Annotated in this window: 13 protein-coding genes and 1 pseudogene; 6 read left to right on the forward strand and 8 right to left on the reverse strand. The window is 72.2% G+C overall.

The window, feature by feature from the left end; all coding sequences use genetic code 11:
* Positions 1–134 precede the first annotated feature (134 nt).
* Positions 135–1676, reverse strand: coding sequence for a hypothetical protein (locus tag AB0P35_RS36690; protein ID WP_363519730.1), 1542 nt, complete (start codon positions 1674–1676; stop codon positions 135–137).
* Positions 1677–1833: 157 nt separating this feature from the next.
* The gene (locus AB0P35_RS36695) at positions 1834–2055 is read right to left on the reverse strand and encodes a hypothetical protein (protein ID WP_144298827.1); all 222 of its coding nucleotides are present in this window, start codon (positions 2053–2055) and stop codon (positions 1834–1836) included.
* Between the two features lie 180 nt (positions 2056–2235).
* Here AB0P35_RS36695 and AB0P35_RS36700 point away from each other — a divergent pair, with 180 nt between their 5' ends.
* A complete protein-coding gene (locus tag AB0P35_RS36700; RefSeq protein WP_095877500.1) occupies positions 2236–3687 on the forward strand; it encodes a competence protein CoiA family protein in 1452 nt (483 codons plus the stop codon).
* A 1000-nt stretch (positions 3688–4687) separates the two neighbouring features.
* On the opposite strand, the gene AB0P35_RS36705 is transcribed toward AB0P35_RS36700, so the two are convergent.
* The 5 genes from AB0P35_RS36705 to AB0P35_RS36725 form a co-directional block, all read right to left on the reverse strand.
* The gene (locus AB0P35_RS36705; protein WP_363519734.1) at positions 4688–6061 is read right to left on the reverse strand and encodes an IS21 family transposase; all 1374 of its coding nucleotides are present in this window, start codon (positions 6059–6061) and stop codon (positions 4688–4690) included.
* A 381-nt stretch (positions 6062–6442) separates the two neighbouring features.
* Positions 6443–6937: an ATP-binding protein gene (locus AB0P35_RS36710; protein ID WP_363519737.1), complete on the reverse strand. Its 495-nt coding sequence runs from the start codon at positions 6935–6937 to the stop codon at positions 6443–6445.
* The gene (locus tag AB0P35_RS36715) at positions 6934–13473 is read right to left on the reverse strand and encodes a type I polyketide synthase (RefSeq protein ID WP_363519740.1); all 6540 of its coding nucleotides are present in this window, start codon (positions 13471–13473) and stop codon (positions 6934–6936) included. The genes AB0P35_RS36710 and AB0P35_RS36715 overlap by 4 nt, the downstream gene beginning before the upstream one ends.
* 77 nt (positions 13474–13550) lie before the next feature.
* Positions 13551–14825 (reverse strand): beta-ketoacyl synthase N-terminal-like domain-containing protein, encoded by a 1275-nt coding sequence (locus tag AB0P35_RS36720; RefSeq protein WP_095878104.1) that lies wholly within the window; start codon positions 14823–14825, stop codon positions 13551–13553.
* A 230-nt stretch (positions 14826–15055) separates the two neighbouring features.
* Positions 15056–15274, reverse strand: a complete 219-nt coding sequence (locus tag AB0P35_RS36725) for a DUF5988 family protein (RefSeq protein ID WP_257019554.1) — start codon at positions 15272–15274, stop codon at positions 15056–15058.
* Positions 15275–15894: 620 nt separating this feature from the next.
* Between AB0P35_RS36725 and AB0P35_RS36730 the strand changes: the two genes are divergently transcribed.
* The 5 genes and pseudogenes from AB0P35_RS36730 to AB0P35_RS36750 all read left to right on the forward strand — a co-directional run bounded on the left by AB0P35_RS36730 (position 15895) and on the right by AB0P35_RS36750 (position 20889).
* Positions 15895–16398 carry an IPT/TIG domain-containing protein gene (locus AB0P35_RS36730; protein ID WP_179419732.1) on the forward strand — a complete coding sequence of 168 codons (504 nt, stop codon included), beginning with the start codon at positions 15895–15897 and terminating at the stop codon, positions 16396–16398.
* Between the two features lie 177 nt (positions 16399–16575).
* A pseudogene (locus AB0P35_RS36735) lies at positions 16576–16751 on the forward strand (transposase); the annotation flags it as partial.
* A gap of 872 nt (positions 16752–17623) precedes the next feature.
* Positions 17624–18367 carry an IPT/TIG domain-containing protein gene (locus tag AB0P35_RS36740; RefSeq protein WP_095877505.1) on the forward strand — a complete coding sequence of 248 codons (744 nt, stop codon included), beginning with the start codon at positions 17624–17626 and terminating at the stop codon, positions 18365–18367.
* 123 nt (positions 18368–18490) lie between these two features.
* Positions 18491–20320, forward strand: a complete 1830-nt coding sequence (locus AB0P35_RS36745) for an IPT/TIG domain-containing protein (RefSeq protein ID WP_363519745.1) — start codon at positions 18491–18493, stop codon at positions 20318–20320.
* Between the two features lie 431 nt (positions 20321–20751).
* Positions 20752–20889, forward strand: a complete 138-nt coding sequence (locus AB0P35_RS36750; RefSeq protein WP_179419733.1) for a hypothetical protein — start codon at positions 20752–20754, stop codon at positions 20887–20889.
* A gap of 370 nt (positions 20890–21259) precedes the next feature.
* Here the strand turns inward: AB0P35_RS36750 and AB0P35_RS36755 are convergent, their stop codons facing one another.
* A complete protein-coding gene (locus AB0P35_RS36755) occupies positions 21260–21685 on the reverse strand; it encodes a hypothetical protein (protein ID WP_363519749.1) in 426 nt (141 codons plus the stop codon).
* Between the last annotated feature and the right edge of the window lie 362 nt (positions 21686–22047).

Consider the following 22047-nt stretch of genomic DNA (forward strand, 5'->3'; position numbering starts at 1 on the left):
GGTCCGCACGCCGGGGTGCGGCGTGCCGGACGGTGCGGCCGCGGGGCGCGGCCGGATGTCGCCCGTGGTGGGGTGGCGGGGCGGTGCCCCGTCCAACGACCGGGCACCGGCCGGGGACACTGCCGCGGGCGCGGCTACTGCTCCGGTACGGGGTCGAGGCTCGCCACGGACACCACCAGGGCGAGCTGCCGGGCGGCGTGCAGGCAGCGCTCCGCCGCCAGACTCGGGTCCTTCTGGCGGGCGGCGTCCTGCAGGACCAGCAGGGCGGCCACCAGGGCGGTGTGGGTGGCCTCGTCGAGGACCTCCGCCGCGGTGTACTCGCCACCGGCGGTGAGCTCGGCCAGCAGGGCGAGCGCCTCCTCCGGGTCGTCCAGCGACTCGAGGAAGTCGTTGCCCGCGCCGGTCAGGCCCATCGCGGCCGCCTGCCCCACCGTCGGCAGCGCCACTCCCCCGGCCGGGGTGTCCGCGGTGCTGGTGTGTGCGTCGAGAACGGCGCTCTCCGCCTCGGCCAGGGCGCAGCGGCGCCGGAAGGTGGTGCGGCCCTGCTCGCCTTCCCGGGCCGTCTGGGTGGGCCAGCGTTCCTCGTCGCGCATCGTGGCAGCGTCGAGGCGGACCGGGGCGCTCGCGGCAAGCGCGGCGACCGGCCACAGGCTTACCCGCACGCCCTCCTGCTGCGGCGGGGCGTCCGCGATCGGCCCGTAGACGGCCGCGGCCGCCTGCGCGCACTCGGCCACCAACTCCGTTGCGGTCGCGATCAGACGCGCGTGACGCCTGCGCCTGGACGGCGCCTGAACCGGTGCACCCAAGACTGCCCCACTCCTCCTGCACAGCCCCCGGAGCGGCCCTGCGGGGCCGCAGGTCATGACTACCAGTTGGCACACGTCGCAGTCCGGCACTTCACCGATCCGGACAAACCCGGCCAGCCGGAACGCGGCCGTGGCAGCCGCGCGGCGGCGGATGGTGGCGGTGGAAAGTGCGGGACGTTGTCCCGCACTTTCCCGCCCCGACGGGGCCTTCCGAGCGCAGCGCACCATGGGCAGCCGCCGGCGCCGCCGCGCACGGCCGTTGCCCGGGTCAGGTTGCCGGGATGTACTGCCGCGGGTCGGCGCCGTGCCGCCGTGCCCGGGCCAGCGGCGGGTGACGCCGAACCCGCTGTCCTGCAGGACCTGCGCCCACACCTGCGGGTCGAACCACTTGTCGATGTCCGGGGCCAGCACGGTGATGGCCTTCATCCGGGCGTCCCAGTCGCGCCCAGCCGGACCACGGCTGCCCTCGCGCCCGACGCAGCCGTCCTCCCCGTGGATGTGCCCGGCCATCCACGCGTTCACCGCGACACCTCTGATCACCGCGTACAGGTCGCCGCCGGTCTCCACGAGCGCGTCCGGCACGCCCTCCAGGATCAGCGCCAGCTCCAGGTTGCCGACCGGCGGCAACGGCGCCTGACCCACGCCGCGCTCGGCACTGCTGTCCTTGAACTCCTGCTGCTGGCGGACCAGGGGCGGCGGCGTCGAAGTACCGCCACGCGGAGCGCTCCTGGATGCCAGGCGCTCCGCAACGGTGCGGATGTTGCGCTCGATGACGTCGGCGACCACGCCCGATCTCATCGTGACGCCGCGTCGGGCGAGTTCGGCCAGGGTCTGGGCCACGGCGTCCTCGAACGCCCTCGAGTTCCTCACGACCGGCAGCCCAGTGCCGCGGGCCGCGGGCCGCGCCCCCTGGCCTCCTCCGGGCCGCGGCTACCCGGGAGACCGGTTTCCTCGGGTGGTGACGCCCGGGACGTGCCGGGCGCAGCATCACGCGGGGACGCGGCGGGGCGCAGGCGGGCGGCGCCGGTCAGCGCAGCAGCAAGGCGCCGGGGTCGGAGAAGGCGACGGCGGGCACGGCGGCCGGGCGGCTCGGTTCGGGCTCGGGCGCGGGAGCGGACTCGTTGCCGGGTGGGGCCTGGAACAGCACCGGGCCAGCCGGCGCAAGCGGGCGGCGGGCACGCGGAACAGCGGCGGCGGGCCGCTCGCCTAGGGGGCTGGCGGGCTGTTGGCGGCGATGATCGTTCGTCACACCGCCCAGTGTCACCGGACGGTGGCGGAACCAAACGCGCGGGGGCGGCCCGCGGGCGGCGTGCGGGAGGCCGCCGGGGGCAGGCGGCCGGGGCCGGGCGCCCCGGCTGTCGGTGGCCGCTGGTATCCCTACTGTCCGGATGCGCACGATGCCGCGTCCGGCCAGAGGGAGGGGACGGTCATGGCCTTCACCGCGATCCACCCCGCCGCAGGGCGGCTGGATGCCACACTCCCCGACCTGGGGGCCGGCCTTCAGTGGGCGGACGTCCACAAGGCCCGCCCGCGGATCGCCCTGAGGTGTCCGGAGTGCGGCCACGACGTCCACGCCAAGTGCTCGCCGAAGGGCCTGCGGTTCTTCGCCCACGGCCGGCGCCGCCCCGACGAGTGTGAACTCGCCGGCGAATCGATGGAGCACCACCTCCTCAAACTCGAGCTCGCCCAGGCCGTCCGCGCGGGCGGCTGGCACGCCGAGCTCGAGGTCGCCGCACCCGACGGCAGCTGGCGCGCCGACGTGATGGCCACCTCCCCCGACGGGAGGCGCCGCACCGCGTGGGAGGCGCAGCTGTCGCCGATCACGGTGGAGGACCTCGAGGCGCGCACCGCCCGGTACGCCGGGGCGGGGATCGGGGTGTGCTGGGTGACGGACCGGCGGGCCGTGCCGTGGATGGGGAAGGTGCCCTCGGTGCGGGTGAGCGTCGACGACGGCGGCCGGTGGGGGGTCGACGACGGCGTCGCCGGGTTCGAGGCCCGCGCCGGCGGGTGGGCGGTACAGCTGTGCGGCCTTGCGCAGTTCGTCGCGTGGGTGCACTCCGGCCGCGTGGCCGGCCATCGTGTGCTGCCGCGCTACCGCGGCTCGGTCGACCTGGCCGTGGAGCGGCGCACCGCGAACCGGCCCGTGGTGTGGACGACACCGCGGTCGATCGCCGCGGAGGCCGAGCACGACCGGCGCCGCCGGCGCGAGGACGAAGCCCGCCGCGAACAGGAGCTGGCCCGCCAAGCCCGCGCGGTGGAGGCCCGGCGTCTGCTCAGGGAACAGGAGGAAGAGGCCGAACGCGAGTCGCAGGCGCGCCGCGTGGCGGTGCAGGCGTACCTGGCCCGGCAGCGGCGCCGGCACGAGGTCTACCGCGAGTACAACCAGCGCCAGGCGGACCTGGACCGGCTGGTGCGGCGCGGCCGCGCCGCGGTGCAGCGGCTCAAGGACGAGGTGCTGCGCCGCGAGCGCGAGCTCGCCGGGCAGGAGGCCGAGCGGCAGTTGGAGGCCGCGCGGGCCGCCGAGCTGTCCGCCGCCCAAAGCTGGTGGAAGCGTCTCACCCCGGCCCAGTGCGAGGAGCTGGCGGACTCGGTGAACCGGCAGGCGTGGAAGGAGACGGCCGCCCGCGCCGAGACCGGACTCGGCGAGATCGCACCGCAGTTCGCCTACGGGTGGCCCGCCCGCACCGTCGGGCGCCGGCGCGGCCTCTACGGCATCGTCCGGCCCTGCCCCGCGTTCGTCGCCCGCTGCCCGCAGCTGCTCACCATGCGCGTGTTCGTGCGCAACGCCCGAGAAGCCCGTGAACTGGCCGCGGCCGGGTTGGATCCCGCGCGCATCACCCACTTCGACCTCGCCGACCACGAGCAGGACACCCTCTGCTGACCGCCCGCACCGGCCGACCGTGACCGGGCATCGTGTCGAGAGCCGGATGACGTGCCGCGCCCGGAGCAGTGGCCGCCTGCCCTGCCGACGGCCGGTGAGAGGAGCAGCGTATGACGAGGGTGTGCGCGCCGGCCGGGTCCGCGGACCTGCCGGCGGGGACGGCGCGGCCGGACGGCGGGTGGAGCTTGCGGGTGCGGGTGCACGGTGGGCGGGTGGATCACCGGGCCCGGCGTACGGCGGTCGGCCGTGGTCGGCGGGTGTGGCTGGAGATGGCCTGTGGCCGGTACTGGATCGAGGAGTTGGACCTGGAGCGTGTGCTGTCGGGCGTGGTCCGCGGGCGGTGCGGGCAGCGGGCTGCAAGGGATGCGGATCCGGCGGGGACGCGGCGGTGGTCGGCGCAGGCACGGGCGGAGCGGGTCGCGGCCGTCGGCCAGGAGGGGTTGTTCCCTGCCGGGTCGGTCGGCTGAGTCCTGCGGGGGCCGGCGCGGGCGCCTGCAGGGGGGGAGGTCAGGAGGTATGAGGGAAGGTCAGGAGGGTGAGATGGGAATCCGGGTGCCGGTGGCGGGGGCTCGGGCACGGTCGGTGGCGGTGCGGCTTGTGGGCGCCGTGCCCCGGCGGCCTCGCGTGGATCCACCGTCACTCATGTGCCGGTACTCCGCGGCCCGCCGTTCCCCGACTGCGCGATGGGGGCGAGACCGGTCCAGGCATGACGTCGCGCGCCGTGCCTGAACCCCTGTGGGAGAGGCGGTGGGTGTCAGGCCTGCTGCACGGCGGGCGGTTGCTGATCGCGCTGTCGTGGTGTGTGCCCGGGCTGCGGAAGACGGTGTCCCTGGCGCCGATCGTTCAGGGTTGCTGGGGAGGGGAGCACGCCCGCCCACAGCCGGACCAGCGGCAGTCGAGGTACCGCCGGGGCATCGGCACCGGTCGCCCACCGGATCGGGCGCTGCCCTGTTCAGGGCCCGGCCGCGGGCCGCGGGCACCGCTTTACCGCTGGGGGGCGTCACGGTCGTGGCCGGACCTGGGTGGAGGACGGTGCTGGGGCTCGGCGGTCCTCGGCGGTCCGCTTCGATTGCTGTGGATGCGCGGTGCCGAAACCGGCTCCGCGTGGGAGAGGCGGATCCGCCTCCTGTTCCTCGGTGCGAGGGAGCGGTCCGGTGGGCTGCTCGTCGTCGGGCCGGGACAGGGCCTGGGCCTGGGCCAGGGCGGCCCGGGAGCGTGGGCGGGGGATTCCGCCTGCCGTGCAGGTCTGCGCCTGCGCGCTGGAGGTCCGGGTGGGTCGTTCCAGAGTGATGGGGCCGCTGTGCCCGGCGATCGTGCGGCCTGCCCCTCTCGGGGCCCTCAGGAAGCAGGCGATGACCGCCCCGTGGGTGGTCGTCATCGAGAGGTGGGGTTCGTCCAGCCGCCGGCGGATCCCTACCTCGCTGCCGGCGAGACCTGCGGGGAGCAGGTAGAAGTTGCCCTCGAACGACACGAGTCCGTGAAGATCGACCCTGCGCTGAACGCAGATGCGAGCCGGGAACGGCTTTGAGGGCAGGGGCAGCAGGGCCCAGGCGTCGCGGTCCGCCCGTTGGCGCCGGCCGTCCGAGCGCTCGGCGAGACGGTCGAGGCTGTCCTGTGCCGCCTGCAGGCCGAGGTCGTCGGCCGTGGTGTCCCACCAGTGAAGGACGACGGAGCGGCGGGCACGGGTGGCGGGGATGGACGGTCCGGTCTGCGGGCGGATCGCGATGGAGGCGGCGTAGTAGGTCGCGATCTCGTGGAAGGCGGCGGTCACCTTGCCGGCCGGTGAGCAGACCGGTGGAGTTCGGTCGAACAGCCAGCGCTCGCCGGTGCCGCCCAGCCGGCGCAGCACCTGGTCCATGGCTTCGACGCAGTGCGGGAGGTCGTTGGTGGCGGCCAGAGTCGCCCGCCAGCGGCCGGATCGCGTGAGCGAACCCATGAGCAGGTACGCCTGGCTCCCGCAGTCCCACTCGACCGGCGGGGCCGGGAGCTGTACCCAGTCGAACTGCACGTCCTCCACGGTGCCGCAGGGGGGGCCGGCCCTCCCCCGCTGGCAGAGTGCGCAGCACGGCCGCGTCAGATGTCTGCGCAGGGCGCGGGTGAACGTCGAATAGGCGCCGCCGTAGCCCAGCTCGACGATTTCGCTGTGAAGAACGTTCGCCCGCAGGTGCGGGTCGTCGTCGAGCCGTTGCTGGCAGTACGAGGCGAATCGGAAGAACTCGCTGTGGCGCACTGCTCGGGCCCCTACGTTCCGCTCTCCCTTGAGGTAGGCCCTGACCGTCTTGCGGTCGCGGCCCAGGCACCGGGCGATCGCCGAGACGGACCAGCCCTGGCGGCGCAAGGCGCAAATCTCTTTGTACTCCTGTGAACTGAGCATCCGAACTCCCAACTGTCGGACTTCGCCACCACGAAGCGCGCGTTGAATGAGCGGCGACCGCGAGACCTGGCCAAACCTGCCGAATATGCCATGGGCAATATCAGAGGCCCACTGTCATCCTGGCAAGGATTGGGGCCTCGACCCGGCGGTACAAGAGGCTCGAACCGCCCTCCTGCGGAGTTCTGTCGAGCATTGTGAGAATTGCATGTTGAAGGACGTTTGAATCATGCGCACGTAAGGATTGCCGCCGAATCGCTCATGCGGCGAAGCCCGGTGTTCATTTGCCCTCCCCCGGCCACCGCCCCTCGCCCGACGGGCAGGGGGCGAACCGGCCGTCTGTGCGGCTGGTGACGGCAGGCGGGGGATGCGGCGCGCGCGGTCTCACAACGACAATCGGCAGGAGACTGTCTTGGTTCCGTCGCGATGGAAACGGCAGGCCCAGGATCTGGCGACGCTCTCGACCAGAAACAGACCGCGTCCGCCTTCTTCACAGCTGGCTGCCCGGTGCACTCGGGGGGCGCTCGTGGAGCGGTCTCGAACACCGATCGACAGCCACCGCTGGTCGAGCGCGATCGTCACCCTGATCGGCTGCTCGCCGTCGGTGTGCCGGATCGCGTTCGTCAGAAGCTCAGTGGTCAGGAGTTCGGCGTCCTCGGTGAGGTGCGCCATCTCCCAGTGACTGAGAATCGCCTTCACGGCGTGGCGCACGGGCCGCACCTGATGGGGCTCGGGGAACACGAACATGGAGATGCGCCGTCCCTGTGCGTCACATGCGTCCGTGCCCGGTGGTCCTGTGGAGGTCATGTCCGTTCCCTGGCTACGCTCCCCGGCGGTGCGTCGGCGGTTCGGCGCGCTCGCGGCCTGACGTGAGCTCATGAGTTCTTCCTCGCAGGCCTGGTGCCGGCCGTGGCGTCCGATGACTCGGCCGACTGCGGCGGGCGGGGTCCGATGAGGTCCACGGCCGGGGATGTGGCGTCGTCGGGGGGAACGGGAGAGGCGTCGGCGGCCAGGCTGGTGCCGATCTGCTGGGCGAGGCCGTCGGCGAGAGCCGCCAGGGTGGGGTGGGCCGAGACGAAGTCGCCGGCGAGTCTGACGCCGAGCGAGTCCTCCAAGCGGGTGCGCAGTTCGATGCGGAGCAGGGAGTCGAACCCGAGTGCCTTCAGCGGGGTCTGCGGATCCAGGGTGCTGGCCCCGAGCCGGAGGACGGTGCGGATGTGTTCGGCCAGGAAGTCCTCGAGGATCGTGCGGCGGGCGAAGCCGGGTTGTGCGGCCTGCAGCTCGCCTCGGATGTCGCGCGCGGCGTCCCGGGCGACCGTCTGCGCGGGGATGTCGGGCGCCTCGGGCGCGAGGAGGGCGAACAGCGAGGACCGTCGGCCGGCCGGGGGAATCCAGCTGTCCGGCGGGCCGGGGATGACGCCGGTGCGTACGCGGCCGTGGGTCAGGAGCGCCGCGAGGGCCGTGAGCCCCTCGGCGGTGGGGATGGTCCGGTAGCCGCGGGTCGCGAAGCCGGTGGCGACCCCGGTTTCGCCCCAGGGCCCCCAGTTCACGGCCAACGTGGGCAGGTCCCGGGCGGTGCGCCAGGTGGCGAACGCGTCGAGCCACGCGTTGGCGGCCGAGTAGGCGCCCTGGCCCGGATTGCCGAACAGGGAAGCCATGGAGGAGTACAGGACGAACCAGTCCAGCGGCAGCGAGGTGGTGGCCTGGTGCAGACGCCAGGCACCGGTGGCCTTGGGATGCCAGACGCGTTCGAGCTGGTCGTCGGTGATGTTGGACACCGCGGCGTCGTCGAGGACCATCGCGGCGTGGATGACGCCGCGCAGTGTCCCGCCGTCGGCGGTGGCTTCGGCCACCAGCTGCTCGGCGACGCCGGGCTGGGCGATGTCACCGAGCACGACGCTGACGCGGGTTCCCAGTTCGCGCAGCCCGGCGAGGACCCGTTCGGTGTCGGCCGAGGGCGGTGTGCGTCCGTTGAGAACGAGGTGGGCGGCGCCCTGGTCTGCCAGCCAGCGGGCCGTGGCGAGGCCGACGCCGCGCAGTCCTCCGGTGACGAGGTAGGCGCCGTCCGCTCGCACGGGTGAGGGCGCTTCGCGCAGGACGGCAGTGGTGCTGCCTGCGCCGGGTATGGTCAGGACCAGTTTGCCGATGTGCCCGGCGCCGGCCATGAGGCGAAAGGCGTCGGAGGCGTGCGCGAGCGGATGGGTCCGGCAGGGCAGCGGGGTGAGGGTGCCCCGGTCGAATTCCGCCAGGACCTCGCGCATCACCTCGGCGAAGGTGTCCGCGCGGGTGTGCTGGAGCTCGACGAGGTCGACCGTGCTCATGGTGATGTTGTGCCGTAGCAGTCCGAGACCCAGCGGGGTGTCGGCGAGAATGTCGCGTACCCCCAGCTCGACGAATCTGCCGAAGGGTCGCAGCGTTTCCAGTCCGGCCCTGATGGCTCGTCCGGAGAGGGAGTTGAGGACCACGTCGACCCCCTCTCCCCCGGTGACGGCGCGGGTCTGCTCGGCGAAGTCCAGCGAGCGGGAGTCCATGATGTGCCGGATGCCCATGGCGCGCAGGTGTTGGCGCTTGTCCTCGCTGCCTGCGGTGGCGAACACCTCGGCGCCCAGGCGCCGCGCGACCGCGATCGCGGCCAGCCCGGTCCCGCCGGTGGCGCTGTGGATCAGGACGCGCTCACCGCTGGTGAGCCCGGCGACGTGGCGCAGTGCGTACCAGGCGGTGAGGTAGGCGATGGGCAGCCCTGCGGCCGTCTCGGCGGGCAGGCCCGCCGGGATGGGGGCGACAGCGGCCGCAGGCACGGTGGCGAAGGTGGTGAACAGGCCGCCTCGCACGTCGACGACGAGGACGCTGTCGCCGGCGCACAGATGCCTGACGCCCGGTCCGACGGCGGTGATCACGCCGGTGGCCTCGAAGCCGATGCGGTAGCCCGCTTGGTCGTCGGTCGCCAGCATGCCCATGGCGGTGAGCACGTCGCGGAAGTTCACGCCCGCGGCGTGAAGGCGCAGTTCGACCTCACCGGGGCCGGGGGCACGTCGCGGTGTGGCGGTCAGGCGCAGGGCGCCGAGGTCGCCGAGCCGCTCCGCGTGGAGCTGGAAGCGGTCGGTGCCGTAGTGCACGGTGCGGGTGACGGCGGTGACGCGTTCGGTTTCGGACAGGGGGGTGTAGGCCAGCCGGGCGATGTGGCGGGCGTCACCGCGCAGGGCGATCTCGTCCTCAGGGGGGTCGGTGAGGAGTTCGGCCGCGAGCCGGTGCAGGTCGACGTCGGCGCGGTCGGCGTCGATGAGGGTCGCTCGCAGCTCCGGGTGTTCGTGTGTCAGCACGCGCACGAGTCCGCGCACGGCGCTCTGGGCGGGGTCGGCGGGTTGTCCCGGCTGCGGATCGTGGGCGGATCGGGTGACGGCGAACAGGCGTGTGGGCGCGTTGTGCGCGATCGCGCTCTGGGCGGCGGCGAGCAGGCGGCGGGTGCGGCGCAGTGCGATCGCGCCGGTGTCGTCCTCGGGCGCGGGCGGTGCGCACAGCAGGACCACGGCGCGCGGTGTGGGCGAGGAGTCCCAGTGCCGGGTGATGGTCTGCTTGAGCTGCGGGAGGGTGGCGGTGTCGGCGGGGAGGTCGAGGACGTCGGTGCGTGCCCCGGCGAGGTCGAGGGCGTCCGCCAGTGTCCGGGCGGATCCGTCCGCTTCGCCGATGACGAGCCAGGATCCCGGGTCGGCGGGTTCGGGGCGCTCTTGGCGCGGCACGGGCTGCCATCGGGTTTCGAGGAACCACCGGTCGACGGTTTCGTCGGCCCTGCGGCCGTGGCGTATGAAACGCAGTGCGTCGATCTCGACGAGGGGATGTCCCGCCTCGTCCAACAGCCGCACGTCTGCGACGATGCTGTCGGCGGCGGTGTGGGTGAGCCGGGCGTGCGCGTAGCGGGCGTCCTCGGGGGCTTTGAGGATCCGCACGGCCCGCACATGGACGGGCAGCACCAGGCCGTGGCCTGATTCGTGGACCAGGCCGGCGACGACGAGCTGGGCACACAGGTCCAGGAGGACCGGGTGGATCCGTAGGCCGTGAGGGGCGCTCTGTGCCGCGGCCGGCAGTGTCACGCGGGCCCAGAAGCTGTCGCCCTGGGCGGAACTGCGCAGTTCGGTGATGCCGCCGAAGGCCGGGCCGTGTTCCAGGCCTCGTGCGCGCAGGCTCGCGTAGAGGGCGTGCGGATCCAGGACGACGTGGTGGCCGGCGGACAGTGCGTCCACGGAGAGCGCCGGTTTCCGGGGGGACGGGTCGATGCGGCGTAGATCGGCGGTCGCCTGCCGTACCCAGGCTCCGTCCGTGTCCTGACCGAAGATCTCGCAGTCGGCGCGGTCGGTGCCGGTGAGGGTGACGGTCGTTGCGACGGGCGTGTGCGCGTCGAGGTGCAGCATCTCGCGGAAGTGGATGTCGGTCGCTTCGATGCCGTGCGCGGCGCCGGGCAGGACCTCGCCGGCGGCGGTCAGGGCCAGGGCGCAGTAGGCGGCGCCGGGCAGGACCGGCTGGCCGTGGACGCGGTGGTCGGCCATCCAGGGCAGGACGTCGGTGCCGGCGTCGGCGTGCCAGGTGTGGCGCGGTTGGTCGCCGGGCACGTCCGTGTGTGTTCCCGGCAGGGCGGCGGGTGCGCGTTCGGCGTGCGGGGAGGCCGCTCGGGGCGGGGCGAGGTCCGTCCAGTGGGGTCGGCGGTCGAAGGTGAGCGCGGGTACGTCGGTCAGGTGGCCGTCGGCGTAGAGGCGGGACCAGTCGACGCTGACCCCCGCGCAGTGCAGGGCGGCGAGCTGGGTGCGGAAGGTGGCGCGTTCGTCTTCCCTCTTGCGCAGTGTCGGCAGGATCACGGGCTCGTGGAGCAGGCCGGTCAGGCTTCCGGCGAGGGAGTGGGTGACGACGGGTTGCGGCGAGATCTCCAGGTACACCTGGTGGCGGTCGGCGGCGGCCGCGGCCGCGGCGGCGTGGAAGCGCACGGGTCGGCGCAGGTTGGCGCACCAGTAGGCGGCGTCGAAGAGGGGGGTGGCGCGGGGGTTGTCGAGGACGGTGGTGTAGAAGGGGATGGCCGGTTGGCCGGGGGTGAGCCCGGCGAGGGCGGTGGCGAGGTCGGCGAGCAGCGGGTCGACCTGGGGGCAGTGCGAGGCGACGTCGACGTCGATCATGCGTGTCACGATTCCGCGGGCCCGCCAGGTGGCGGTCAGGTCCCGGATGGTGGCGACGGCGCCGGCGACGACGGTCGAGTCGGGCGCGGCGACGACGGCCACGGACACCGTGTCGGCGCCGATGGCGGCGAGTTCGTTCTCGACGGTCGTACTGTCGAGGCCGACGCTCGCCATGGCGCCGGCTCCGGCGATGCGGGTGAGGAGGGCGGATCGTCGGCAGATGACGCGCACGCCGTCGGCCAGGGTGAGTGCTCCGGCGGTGACTGCGGCCGCGACCTCGCCCATGGAATGGCCGATGACGGCGGCCGGCTCGACCCCGTGGTCGCGCCAGGTGGAGGCCAGGGCGACCTGCAGGGCGAACAGCGCGGGTTGCACGCGGCCGCAGCCGCTGATGTGTTCGCGGTCGCGGACGGCTCGCAGAACGGAGAACCCGGTTTCGGCGGTGATCAGCGCGTCGGCCTCGGCCAGGGCCTCGGCGAAGGCCGGGTCGTTGTTGAGCAGGTCGTGTCCCATGCCCTGCCACTGCGAGCCCTGACCGGAGAACACCCAGACGGGGCGACGGCTGACGCCCGCGCCGACGTGGCCGCGTACGACGCCGGGGTGGGCTTGTCCGGCTTCGAAGGAACGCAGGGCGCGGGTCAGTTGGACGTGGGAGCCGCCCACCACCCCGAGCCTGCCGTGGCCTGGGGAGTGACGCAGGGCGAGGGTGTGGGCGATGTCGTGCAGGGGCGCGGCGGCTCCCTCGGTCTCCAGCCAGTGGGCCAGGCGTGCGGCGGCGGCGGGTAGTGCGTCCGGGGAGCCGGCGGCCAGGAGGAGGACGTGGGGCGGGGTGGTCTGCTTCTGCTGTGGCGCCGCGTCGACGGGGACGGCGTCCGCGGTGGTGGCGGTGCCGGTGGTGGCGGTGCCGGTGGTGGCGGTGCCGGTGGTGGGAGCGCCGGGGAGGACGGCAGTGCGGGTGTGTGCGGGGGCCTGTTCGAGGATCACGTGGGCGTTGGTCCCGGAGAAGCCGAAGGAGGAGACGGCGGCCAGTCGCGAGGCCGTCAGGGTGGGCCAGGCGGCCAGGTCGGTGGGGACGAACAGGCGGGTGCCCCGGGCGTTGATGGCCGGGTTCCAGCGGGTGAAGTTCAGGTTGGGCGGGACGAGCCCGCGCTGAAGGCAGAGCACCGCCTTGATCAGGCCGATGACTCCGGCCGCCGGTTCCAGGTGGCCCACGTTCGTCTTCACCGAACCCAGCGCGCAGCGCCCCTGTCCCACGCCGTAGACCGCGGCCAGGCTGGAGAACTCGATGGGGTCGCCGACGGGTGTGCCGGTGCCGTGCGTCTCCACCAGGCCCACTTCGCGCGGGTCGGTTCCGGCTCGGGCGAGGGCCTGACGGTACAGGGCCTGTTGGGCTTCGGCGGAGGGCGCGGCCAGGACGTCGGAGCGGCCGTCCTGGTTGACGGCCGAACCGCGGATCAGGGCCAGGATGCGGTCGTGGTCCCGCAGCGCGTCTTCCAGACGTTTGAGGACGACGACGCCACAGCCCTCGCCGCGTACGAAGCCGTCGGCGTCGGTGTCGAAGGTCCGGCAGCGGCCGGTGGGTGAGAGCATCCCCATGCGGGCGAAGGACATCGTCGTTCTCGCGCCGAGCATGAGGGTGACACCGCCGGCCAGCGCGAGATCGCATTCGTCGTTGCGCAGAGCCTGACAGGCCAGGTGGACCGCCACGAGCGAGGACGAGCACGCGGTGTCCAGTGCGACACAGGGGCCCTGCAGGCCCAGCAGGTAGGAGATGCGCCCTGGGGCGACGCAGTGCCCGTTGGTCAGGATCGCGCCCTCGAGTTCACGGGGTTGGCCGGCGAGGGACTCCATGTAGTCGGTGTAGCTCAGGCCCGAGAACAGTCCCGTGGAGGTTCCCGCCAGTCGCTCCGGGGGGAGTCCGGCGTGTTCGAGTGCCTCCCACGTCACTTCCAGGAGCAGCCGGTGCTGGGGGTCCAGAACGTCGGCCTCCTTGCCCGAGACCCCGAAGAAGTCGGCGTCGAAACCAGCGACGTCGCGAAGGTAACCTCCCCACCGCGGTATCTGCCCGGCGGCGCCGGCCGGAGCCGGGGCGATCTGCCCGGCGCGGGTGATCGGCGGTTCGCCGACCGCGTCCTGGCCGGCCTCGAGCAGCCGCCACAGCGCGGCGGGCGAGTCGATGTCGCGGGGAAGGCGGCATCCCATGCCGACGACGGCGATGTGGGTGTCAGCGGCTCTCGGGTTGTCTGTGTGGCCCATCACGGGGTCTCCTATGCGTGTGCACGAACGGGCGGGGGGCGCTCGCCGTTCGGCGGCGCGGTTGGCGGCGGCCGGGGTCAGTCGGCGTCCGAACTGCCGAGCAGGATCGCGCTCTTGACACCTCCGATCTGGTAGTTGCAGGTCAGTGCGTAGTCGAAGTCCAGGCGCCGGGTGTGGATGCCGGGGACGGGATCGAAGCGGATGTTGTCGGCCGGCTCCTCGCAGTTCGCGGTGGGGCACACCTCGCCCCGCTCCAGCATCAGCAGGGTCAGGGCGACGCCCAGCGCGCCCGCCGGGGCGCCGTTGTGGCCGAAGCAGGCTTCCTGGGAGGTCATCAGGAGGCCTTCGACGGCGTCGCCGTAGAGCTGCTGGACCGCGTTCGTCTCGAAGGCGGTCACGACGACGTCGCCGTCGCTGCCGCCGTGGATGTAGGGGACCTGGCCGATGTCCCACCGGTCGCCGAGGCACTTGCGGATGGCGGCGACCAGTGATGCGCCGCTCTCGTCGCTCGCCAGTGGATTGGACAGGCCGTCACGGGTCATGCCGTGCGACAGAATCTGGCCGTAGGTGTAGGCCCCGCGGCGCTCGGCGCGGTCGCGGCTCTCCAGCACCAGGGTCGCCGATCCCTCCCCGTGGTTGACGCAGTCGGCCCGCCGGTCGTAGGGCCGCATGACCCGGTCGAAGGACGGGAGGAGCTCGGGCATGCCGTCGACCCGGATGGAGTCGTAGGCGCGCTGGGCGCCGTGCAGCAGGCGTTGGACGTTCTGGATCACGTCCACGCCGAAGACGTCGACGCCGGTGATGACGGCGAGGTCGATGTCGCCGGCGGCGATCATGCGGCGGGCGTTGCCGATCTGGACGGCGGAGGAGGCGCAGCCGCATGAAACGGTGAAGCAGGGGCCGGTCGTGCGCAACAGCGCCCCCTGGACCAGTGCCACGTCGGAGGGGGTGAGTCCCTGCTGGGCCCTGACGAACAGTTCCATCGCCTGGTGCGGGGTGGTGGTGCGCGCGTCGGCGTGCAGGACTTCGAGGTAGCTGGAGATGTTGGCGTCGATGCCCCCGCGTCCGACGAGGACCGCGGCGTCGGTGAGGTCGCCGTCCCGGATGCTCAGCTGGGCGTCCGCGCAGGCTTCCGCGAGGGAGACCAGTCCGTAGCGGTGGGCGTTGGTGTAGTGCCGGGAGAAGATGCCCGGCAGTTCGGGCAGGCGCTCCGCGAACGCCGTCTCCGGTAGATCGACGGAGCCGTAGTAGACGCCGTGGTGCTTCAGGCAGGAGCGGCCGTTGGCGGCCACGTCCCAGACCTCGCCCGCGGTGAACAGCGGATGCTCTTCGCCCGGCAGGCAGAACCCCATGCCGGTGACCACGGTGTCCGTGCCTCGTGGGCGCCTGCCGGCGGGCCCGCTCACGACGCGCGGCCAGGGGTGCGGGGCGGACGCTCGTTCCGTACTCGTGCAGGAAGGTTGCTGATCACTGTTCACCTCGGGGTGTGGGGATGGGGTGATGCGGGACGGTGCCGCGTTGGTGTGCGGTTCCTGGGCCCGGTGTCTGTGTCGGCGGCCGGGAGAGGCGGTGACGGGCGCTGCTACTCGGCTATGGCGGTCCGGTACGACCACCGGTAGACGGGCAGCAGCGCGTCCCCGACGTCTTTGAAGCCCTGCGTGAACTCGAAGTGCTCGTAGCCGTTCCCGCGGGGGATTTTCAACCGATCTTCAATGGCCCCGGATTCCACTTCGCGAATCTCAGGAATGTCACTAGGGCCTCCGCTGAGGAAGACGAGCAGGCGATGGGACGTGACACTCACCTCACCAATTCAAGACACTCTGAATTCTTCAGGAGAGTCAGGCCATGTACTGATCGCATACGCCCCAAGTACCCGCCTTGAAGATGACTAACCCAGGAGACCTACGGCGCGCGAGGTGAACCAGGGGGCGCGCGCCACCGCAGGCCGCCACAGGCCACAGGGAGGTGGCACACCGGTAAGCCGTGATTCCTATCACGGGCAACCCTAAATCGCCGGAGGGAACAAATGTGAAAACTTCGGCATGCTCGCGCCGAATCTCCATGCGGCACGCATAACAGCAGGTCACGGCGGTGTTCAGACTGACGTCCGCGCACGCCCTCCCCCGCCGAAGACGCGCCTCGGGAAATTCCCGTATGGATCCCGGGAACCCGTCGACGCGCGGCCGGGCGGGCACCCGAATCGCGCTCAGCAAAAATGGCCAGAGGCAAGCTCTCTCGTCATCAAGGATTCCACCGGGCGAGGTACCGAAGAGCTTGCGCGCCCCTCAAGAGATCCGACGCTCCACCCTTTTACAAATAACCCATTGCCACTCGGACGTGTCCGAACCTACCGTGAGGAAAACGACTCGCCGGCTTGACCGAAACGGTCTTGTATGGCGTTTCAGAGAAATGAGGGATCCCATGTCGTCGCCGATTCTCCTCGCCATCGTCCCCTCGCAGGGGCCGACGACCGGGGGCACACCCGTGCTCCTGCTCGGCACGGGACTGACCGAAGCCACGGCGGTCCTGTTCGACAGCACCCCCGCCACGAACTTCACCGTCAACTTCGACGGCGCCATCACGGCCGTCGCCCCGCCCGGAACCGGGACCGTCCAGGTCACGGTGGTCACCGGCAGCGGCACCAGCAACAGCCTCAGCTACGCCTACCAGCCACCGGCCCCGCCGGTCATCCTCGCGCTCGTGCCGCCGGTCGGCCCGGCCACGGGCGGCCTGCCCGTCCTCATCGTCGGCCACGGCCTGGCCGACGCGACGTCGGTCCTGTTCGACAGCACCCCCGCCGCGAACTTCACCTCGTTGGGCGACGGCGCCGTCCTGGCCGTCGCCCCGCCCGGAACCGGGACCGTCCAGATCACGGTGACCACGGCCGCCGGCACCAGCAACGGCGCCTCCTACACCTACCTGTAGGACAGCGACCGCCGGAGAGTGCGGGGCATGATCCGGCGGCATGAGAACAGCGAGCTCCGACAGCAGACCGGCTGCCGGAGCTCACCGCTGGTCGGACGCGGGCGCGGGCGAGTGCCGTCCACGCCGTTCCCGGAGGGCGGCCACCCGCACCCGCTCAGATCCCCCCTGTCCACAACGAAGTTGACTCCAGCTCGAGTCCGCCGCGGGTTCCGCAACATCCGCGCGAAGGTCCTCACCCCAGCCAGAGTGCCGAGACCCTCCCAAGCCCAGGACGGCCACCGGGTTCGAAGAACCGCAAGCCGGCACCCCGCCACGACGTCGGCAAGACCGTCAAACGCGAACCCACGCTCCAAGCCCATCTCGCCGCGCGAGGTCAAAGATCAAGCTCAGGGGCTGCTGAAACCCGTCCGGCGCCACGACAACCCGGCGATGGTACTGCTGGACCGGCGAGTTGGTGTCGGGCGCGTCTGGACAAATTGGGTGAGCGCCTCATGGCGTCGAAGGGACGCCATTCCGTCTTTGGGCTCTCCACCCATTACCGACCGCTCCCACCAGGCCCGGAGCGGCAGTCGGCAGCCGATCGCGGCGATTCGCGGGGTGTCCGGTCGCCTTCGCCGTTACCCGGCGGTTGGGTCGAATGGCAGCCCCGGGGGAGCCAGCCGGTTTCCCGGCGCTCCGCCATTCGGGTGGTGGCCCGCCGGAACGGTTGTCGGTGGCCCATCGCGGCTGGGTTACTGTACGTACCCGAAGGACGGTCCGTCCGTATCCACGCGCAGGAACGGCAGCGGGGCGCCCTCGGCCACGGGCCGGCCTTGCCGGGCAGGAGCCGTGACGGGCCTTCCGTCCAGGACGGGTGGATCCGCTCGCCGGTACGGCGGGTCCGTCCCCAACCGATCACTCCGTCCTTGGTGTCGGAGGCGTGACGGTTTCGGTCGGCGTACTCCTCATCAGTACCTCCACCTCACTGCTCGACGGCCTGATTCAAGGAACCGTCCGTGTCATCGGGCGGCCTGCCCGCACGGCATCCCCCTGCGCTGCGAGTCGACGTGGCCACGTCGGCCGAACCTCATGAGCCCGGGCTGCCGTTGGGCCGCCGGACTTCAGGACCCGGGCACGCCCAAGTCCACGGCAGCGCGGCGCACGTCCGCCGGCCAGCGCCGTGCCGCGCTGTCAGCCGCGGACTGCCCGCATCCGCCGATCCACCCAGTGCCTTCTGGAGGCAACCATGCCCATCAGCCCGAACCAGGGATCCACCGCAGGCGGGACCACGGTGACCATCACCGGCACCAACCTGGCCGGCGCCACCGCCGTGAAGTTCGGCACCAAGTCGGCCACCATCACCGCCAACACCCCCACCCAGGTCACCTGCATCTCGCCGTCCGGCTCCGGCACGGTCGGCGTGACGGTCACCACCGCCGGTGGGACCAGCAACCCGCTCTCGTTCTACTACATCGGCGCCCCGTTCAAGGCGTCGCTCAGCGACGCCTCCGGGCCCACCGCGGGCGGGAACAGCGTCACCATCACCGGTACCGGGCTGTCCACCGCGAGCTCGGTCCAGTTCGGCGCCAACAGCGCGACCCCGACCATCACGTCGGACAGCCAGATCAGCGTCACCGTGCCCGCCGGCACGTCCCCCGGCACGGTCAGCGTCAGCGTCACCACGGTCGGCGGCACGAACAACGGCTTCTCGTACACCTACGTGGACGCGCCGACCGTCAGCACCATCACTCCGTCCTCCGGGTCGACCTCGGGCGGCACCGCGGTGACCATCGCCGGCACCAGCCTCTCCACCACCCAGTCGGTCACCGTCGGCGGCACCGCGGCGCCGTTCTCGGTGGTCAACGACACCACGCTGTCGGTCGTGACCCCGCCCGGGACCGCCGGCGCGGAGGACGTGGTGGTCACCACCACCGGCGGCAGCGCCACCGCCGTCGGCGGCTTCACCTACGTCTCCGGCCCCGGCATCTGACGCATCCTCCGGCCGGCCCGCTCCCTCGGAGCGTGCGGTGGCCGGCGCCCGGGCGAAGAGGCACCTCTCTGCCCGGGCGCCGGCGCCGGACCAGGAACCTCCCGTCCCACAGAAAGGCGTGCCATGGGCACCTCCAAGGACCCGCACTCGTCGTCCGGTCCCACAGACGAAACCTCGCCCGCCCCGAGCATCGCCACCCTCCTGCTGGCGTCGCCGCCCACGCTCTCATCCCTGACACCAGGCCAGGGACCTGCCGGGGGCGGCACGATCGCGACCCTGACCGGCACCAACCTCACCGGGGCGAGCGCGGTCACGTTCGGCAGCACCGCGGCCACCTCGTACACCGTCGTCTCCCCCTCCCAGATCACCGCCACCGCACCCGCCGGAAGCGGCACGGTCCAGGTCAAGGTCACCACCGCCGACGGGACGAGCAACGGCCTGTCCTTCACCTACGTCCCGGCGCCGGCGCTCTCCTCCCTGACCCCGATCCAGGGAACGACCGGGGGCGGCACGATCGTGACCCTGACCGGCACCAACCTCACCGGGGCGAGCGCGGTCACGTTCGGCAGCACCCCGGCCACCTCGTACACCGTCGTCTCCCCCTCCCAGATCACCGCCACCGCACCCCCCGGCCCCGCCGGACCGGTGCAGACCACGGTCACCACTGCGGGGGGCACCAGCAACGGCCTCGCGTTCTTCCTCCTCAACGCGCCGACCCTGACCGCCGTCACCCCGAGCCAGGGACCGGGCGGATCGGTGGTCCTGACCGGCACGAACCTCCTCGCGGCGAGCGGCGTGAGCTTCGGCGGCACCCCCGCCGTCTCGTTCTCGGTGATCTCCAGTACCCAGATCAGCGCCCTCGCTCCCACCGGCAGCGGCACGGTCGCCATCACGGTCACGACACCCGGCGGCACCAGCAACGGCGTGCCCTTCACCTACGTACCGAGCCCGAGCCTCAATGCCGTGACGCCGATCCAGGGACCGACGGCGGGCGGGGCCCAGGTGACTCTGACCGGCACCAACCTGACGAGCGTCACCGCCGTCACCTTCGGCACATCCCCCGCAACCTCCTTCACGGTGGTGTCCGCCACGCAGATCACCGCCGTCGCACCACCGGGAACCGCCGGACCGGTCCAGGTCTCGGTCACCTCCCCCGGCGGCACCAGCGGAGGCCTCGCGTACTACTACACCAGTGCGCCGACGCTCACCTCCGTCACCCCGAGCCAGGGACCGACCGCGGGCGGAACCGCCGTGACGCTCGCCGGCACCAACTTCAGCAACGCCACCGCCGTCGCCTTCGGCACGGCCGCGGCCGCATCCTTCAGCGTGGTGTCCGCCACCCAGATCAACGCCGTCGCACCACCGGGAACCGCCGGACCGGTCCAGATCAAGGTCACCACCCCCGGCGGCACCAGCAACGGCCTGGCGTACTTCTTCCTGAACGCCCCGACGCTCACCTCCGTCACCCCGAGCCAGGGACCGACCGCGGCCGGAACCGCCGTGACACTCGTCGGCACCAACCTGACCAACGCCACCACGGTCACCTTCGCCAGCACCGCCGCCACCTCCTTCACGGTGGTGTCCGCCACCCAGATCAACGCCACCGCCCCCGCGGGCACCGGCACGGTCAACGTCACAGCCACCACCCCCGGCGGCACCAGCAACGGCCAGCCCTACACCTACCTGGCGGCGCCGACGCTCACCTCCATCAACCCGGTCCAGGGCCCGCTGGCCGGCGGCATCACGGTGACGCTGGTCGGCACCAACCTGACCAACGCCACCGCGGTCACCTTCGGCAGCACCGCCGCCACCTCCTTCACCCCCGTCTCCGCCACCCAGATCAACGCCGTCGCACCCGCCGGAAGCGCGGGACCGGTCCAGGTCACCGTCACCACCCCCGGCGGCACCAGCAACAGCCTCACCCACACCCGCATCCAGGCCCCCGCCATCTGACCGGCAGCCCCGCCGAACGCCACACCACCGGCCGCGACCACCGCGCCATCGAACGCACCGCGCCATCGAACGCACGGCGGCACCGACCCCGCGGCGGCACCGACCCCGCCCAGCGACCGGCCACCCACCGCCGCCGGCCACGCCACGAGATTTCCCCTCCCCGGACCGCTCGCGGCCCGAAGAGCGGACGACAAGCCAACAACTCCAAGACCCTGACACCCCGTCAAGGACCAGCGGCCCTGGGCTACGTCATGCTCGCGAAGTGACCTGACTCGTGGGGGTTTGAGCAGCCCGGGTGTTTCGATGGGCGGTGGCGCGGGTGCGCTGCCGCACGGGGACGTCACGCCAGGGCAGGCACTTCAGCGCGTGGTGCAAGGTCGGGTGGTTGCCCCTGATCAGCGCGATGAAGTACGCGTTCTTCTCGTCGACGAGTGCACGGGGCGGTCCGCGCCGACGGCACCCAGGTCCAGTTGTCGGCCGCGATGAACACCGCCGGCCTGGTACCGGCCCAGCGGGAGGTGGAGGCGAAGGGCAGCCAGATCAGAGTGTTCCAACCGGACATCACGTGATCAAACCGGACACTCCGCGAGAACGACACCGCCCTGCTCCCCGACACGTGCTGCACGGAGGTCTTCGCAACGAAGCCCTCGCCAGGCGGTGTTGAGGGCGAGGACGGCCCTCGTCGGGGCGCGGACCCAGGCGGACCGAGGGTGACGTGCCGGCGGCCGCACCAGCGTTCGGCTCGGCCCGTTCGCCGAGCGCGCGTACGCCCCGCGCAGGAGCATGGCGCGGGTCCGGGCGTCGGGGCAGTTGCCGATGGGGACGCCGCGGGGCTCCTTGAACAGGCGGTGGGACACCGACCCCCGCTTCGGCTCGCGGCGTGCGGATCCCGCGGCCGCGTTCCCACTCTTCAGTGGGAGCGGCCGCGGGAGGCAGGCGTCAGACGAGAGTGATCTGCGCATGCGCCTCAGCGGCGGGACTGCATGCGAGCACCGCGAACACGTCGACCAGTCCTGCCTGCCAGGTGGCGGCGACCGGGGCCGTCGGTTCGGCGGTCAGCGTGGCGGTCACCGTCTGCGGCGCGCCGGTGCAGGTCACGTCCGCGACCGCCCAGCCCCACACGGGCACGGCCGAACCGTCCTGCCGCGCAGTGACGAAGACGGGGTGCTGCTCCCCGACGGGGCAGGTGACCGTGAGGTCGACATCGAGCTCGGTGGGGTCGACAGCGGAGATCTGCGCACCGGCGATCGAGAGCGAGGACGGGGTCGGAACCGGGGTCTCCGCCCAGCTGGGCGCCGCGACGAAGGCTTGGGCAGCGATGACGGAGGCGACGCCGGCAGCGCGAAGAACAGAGCTGAATCGCATGATGCAATTTCTTTCTGGCTATGGGGTGTTGAGGGACGCCGATGGCCGGCGTCCGCTCTGCCAGGCTCGACCGGCACTCTGCATGTCGCAACTTTTAGTGCACTGACGACTTCAGAGTGTGATGGCGCCGGGTGCCTCAACTGGGCAGCCGCTCGGCGTTGATACCTACGTGGACGTCAGGCAGTAGCTCCCTGGGGCGGGGGTTGTCGGCTGCCGTGTCGGTGGGGACGACGACCCGCGTGGTCCCGCGTGCGATCCGGTGCTCAAAGGCGGCGGACGATGTCGCGGCGGCTCTTGCCTGTGGCGATGCGTCGTTCCAGGTAGCCCCGGGTGCCGGATTCCATCGCGAGCGTCCAGGAGGA

It is taken from the genome of Kitasatospora sp. NPDC085879, assembly GCF_040686255.1.
In the GTDB taxonomy this organism is placed as follows: domain Bacteria; phylum Actinomycetota; class Actinomycetes; order Streptomycetales; family Streptomycetaceae; genus Kitasatospora.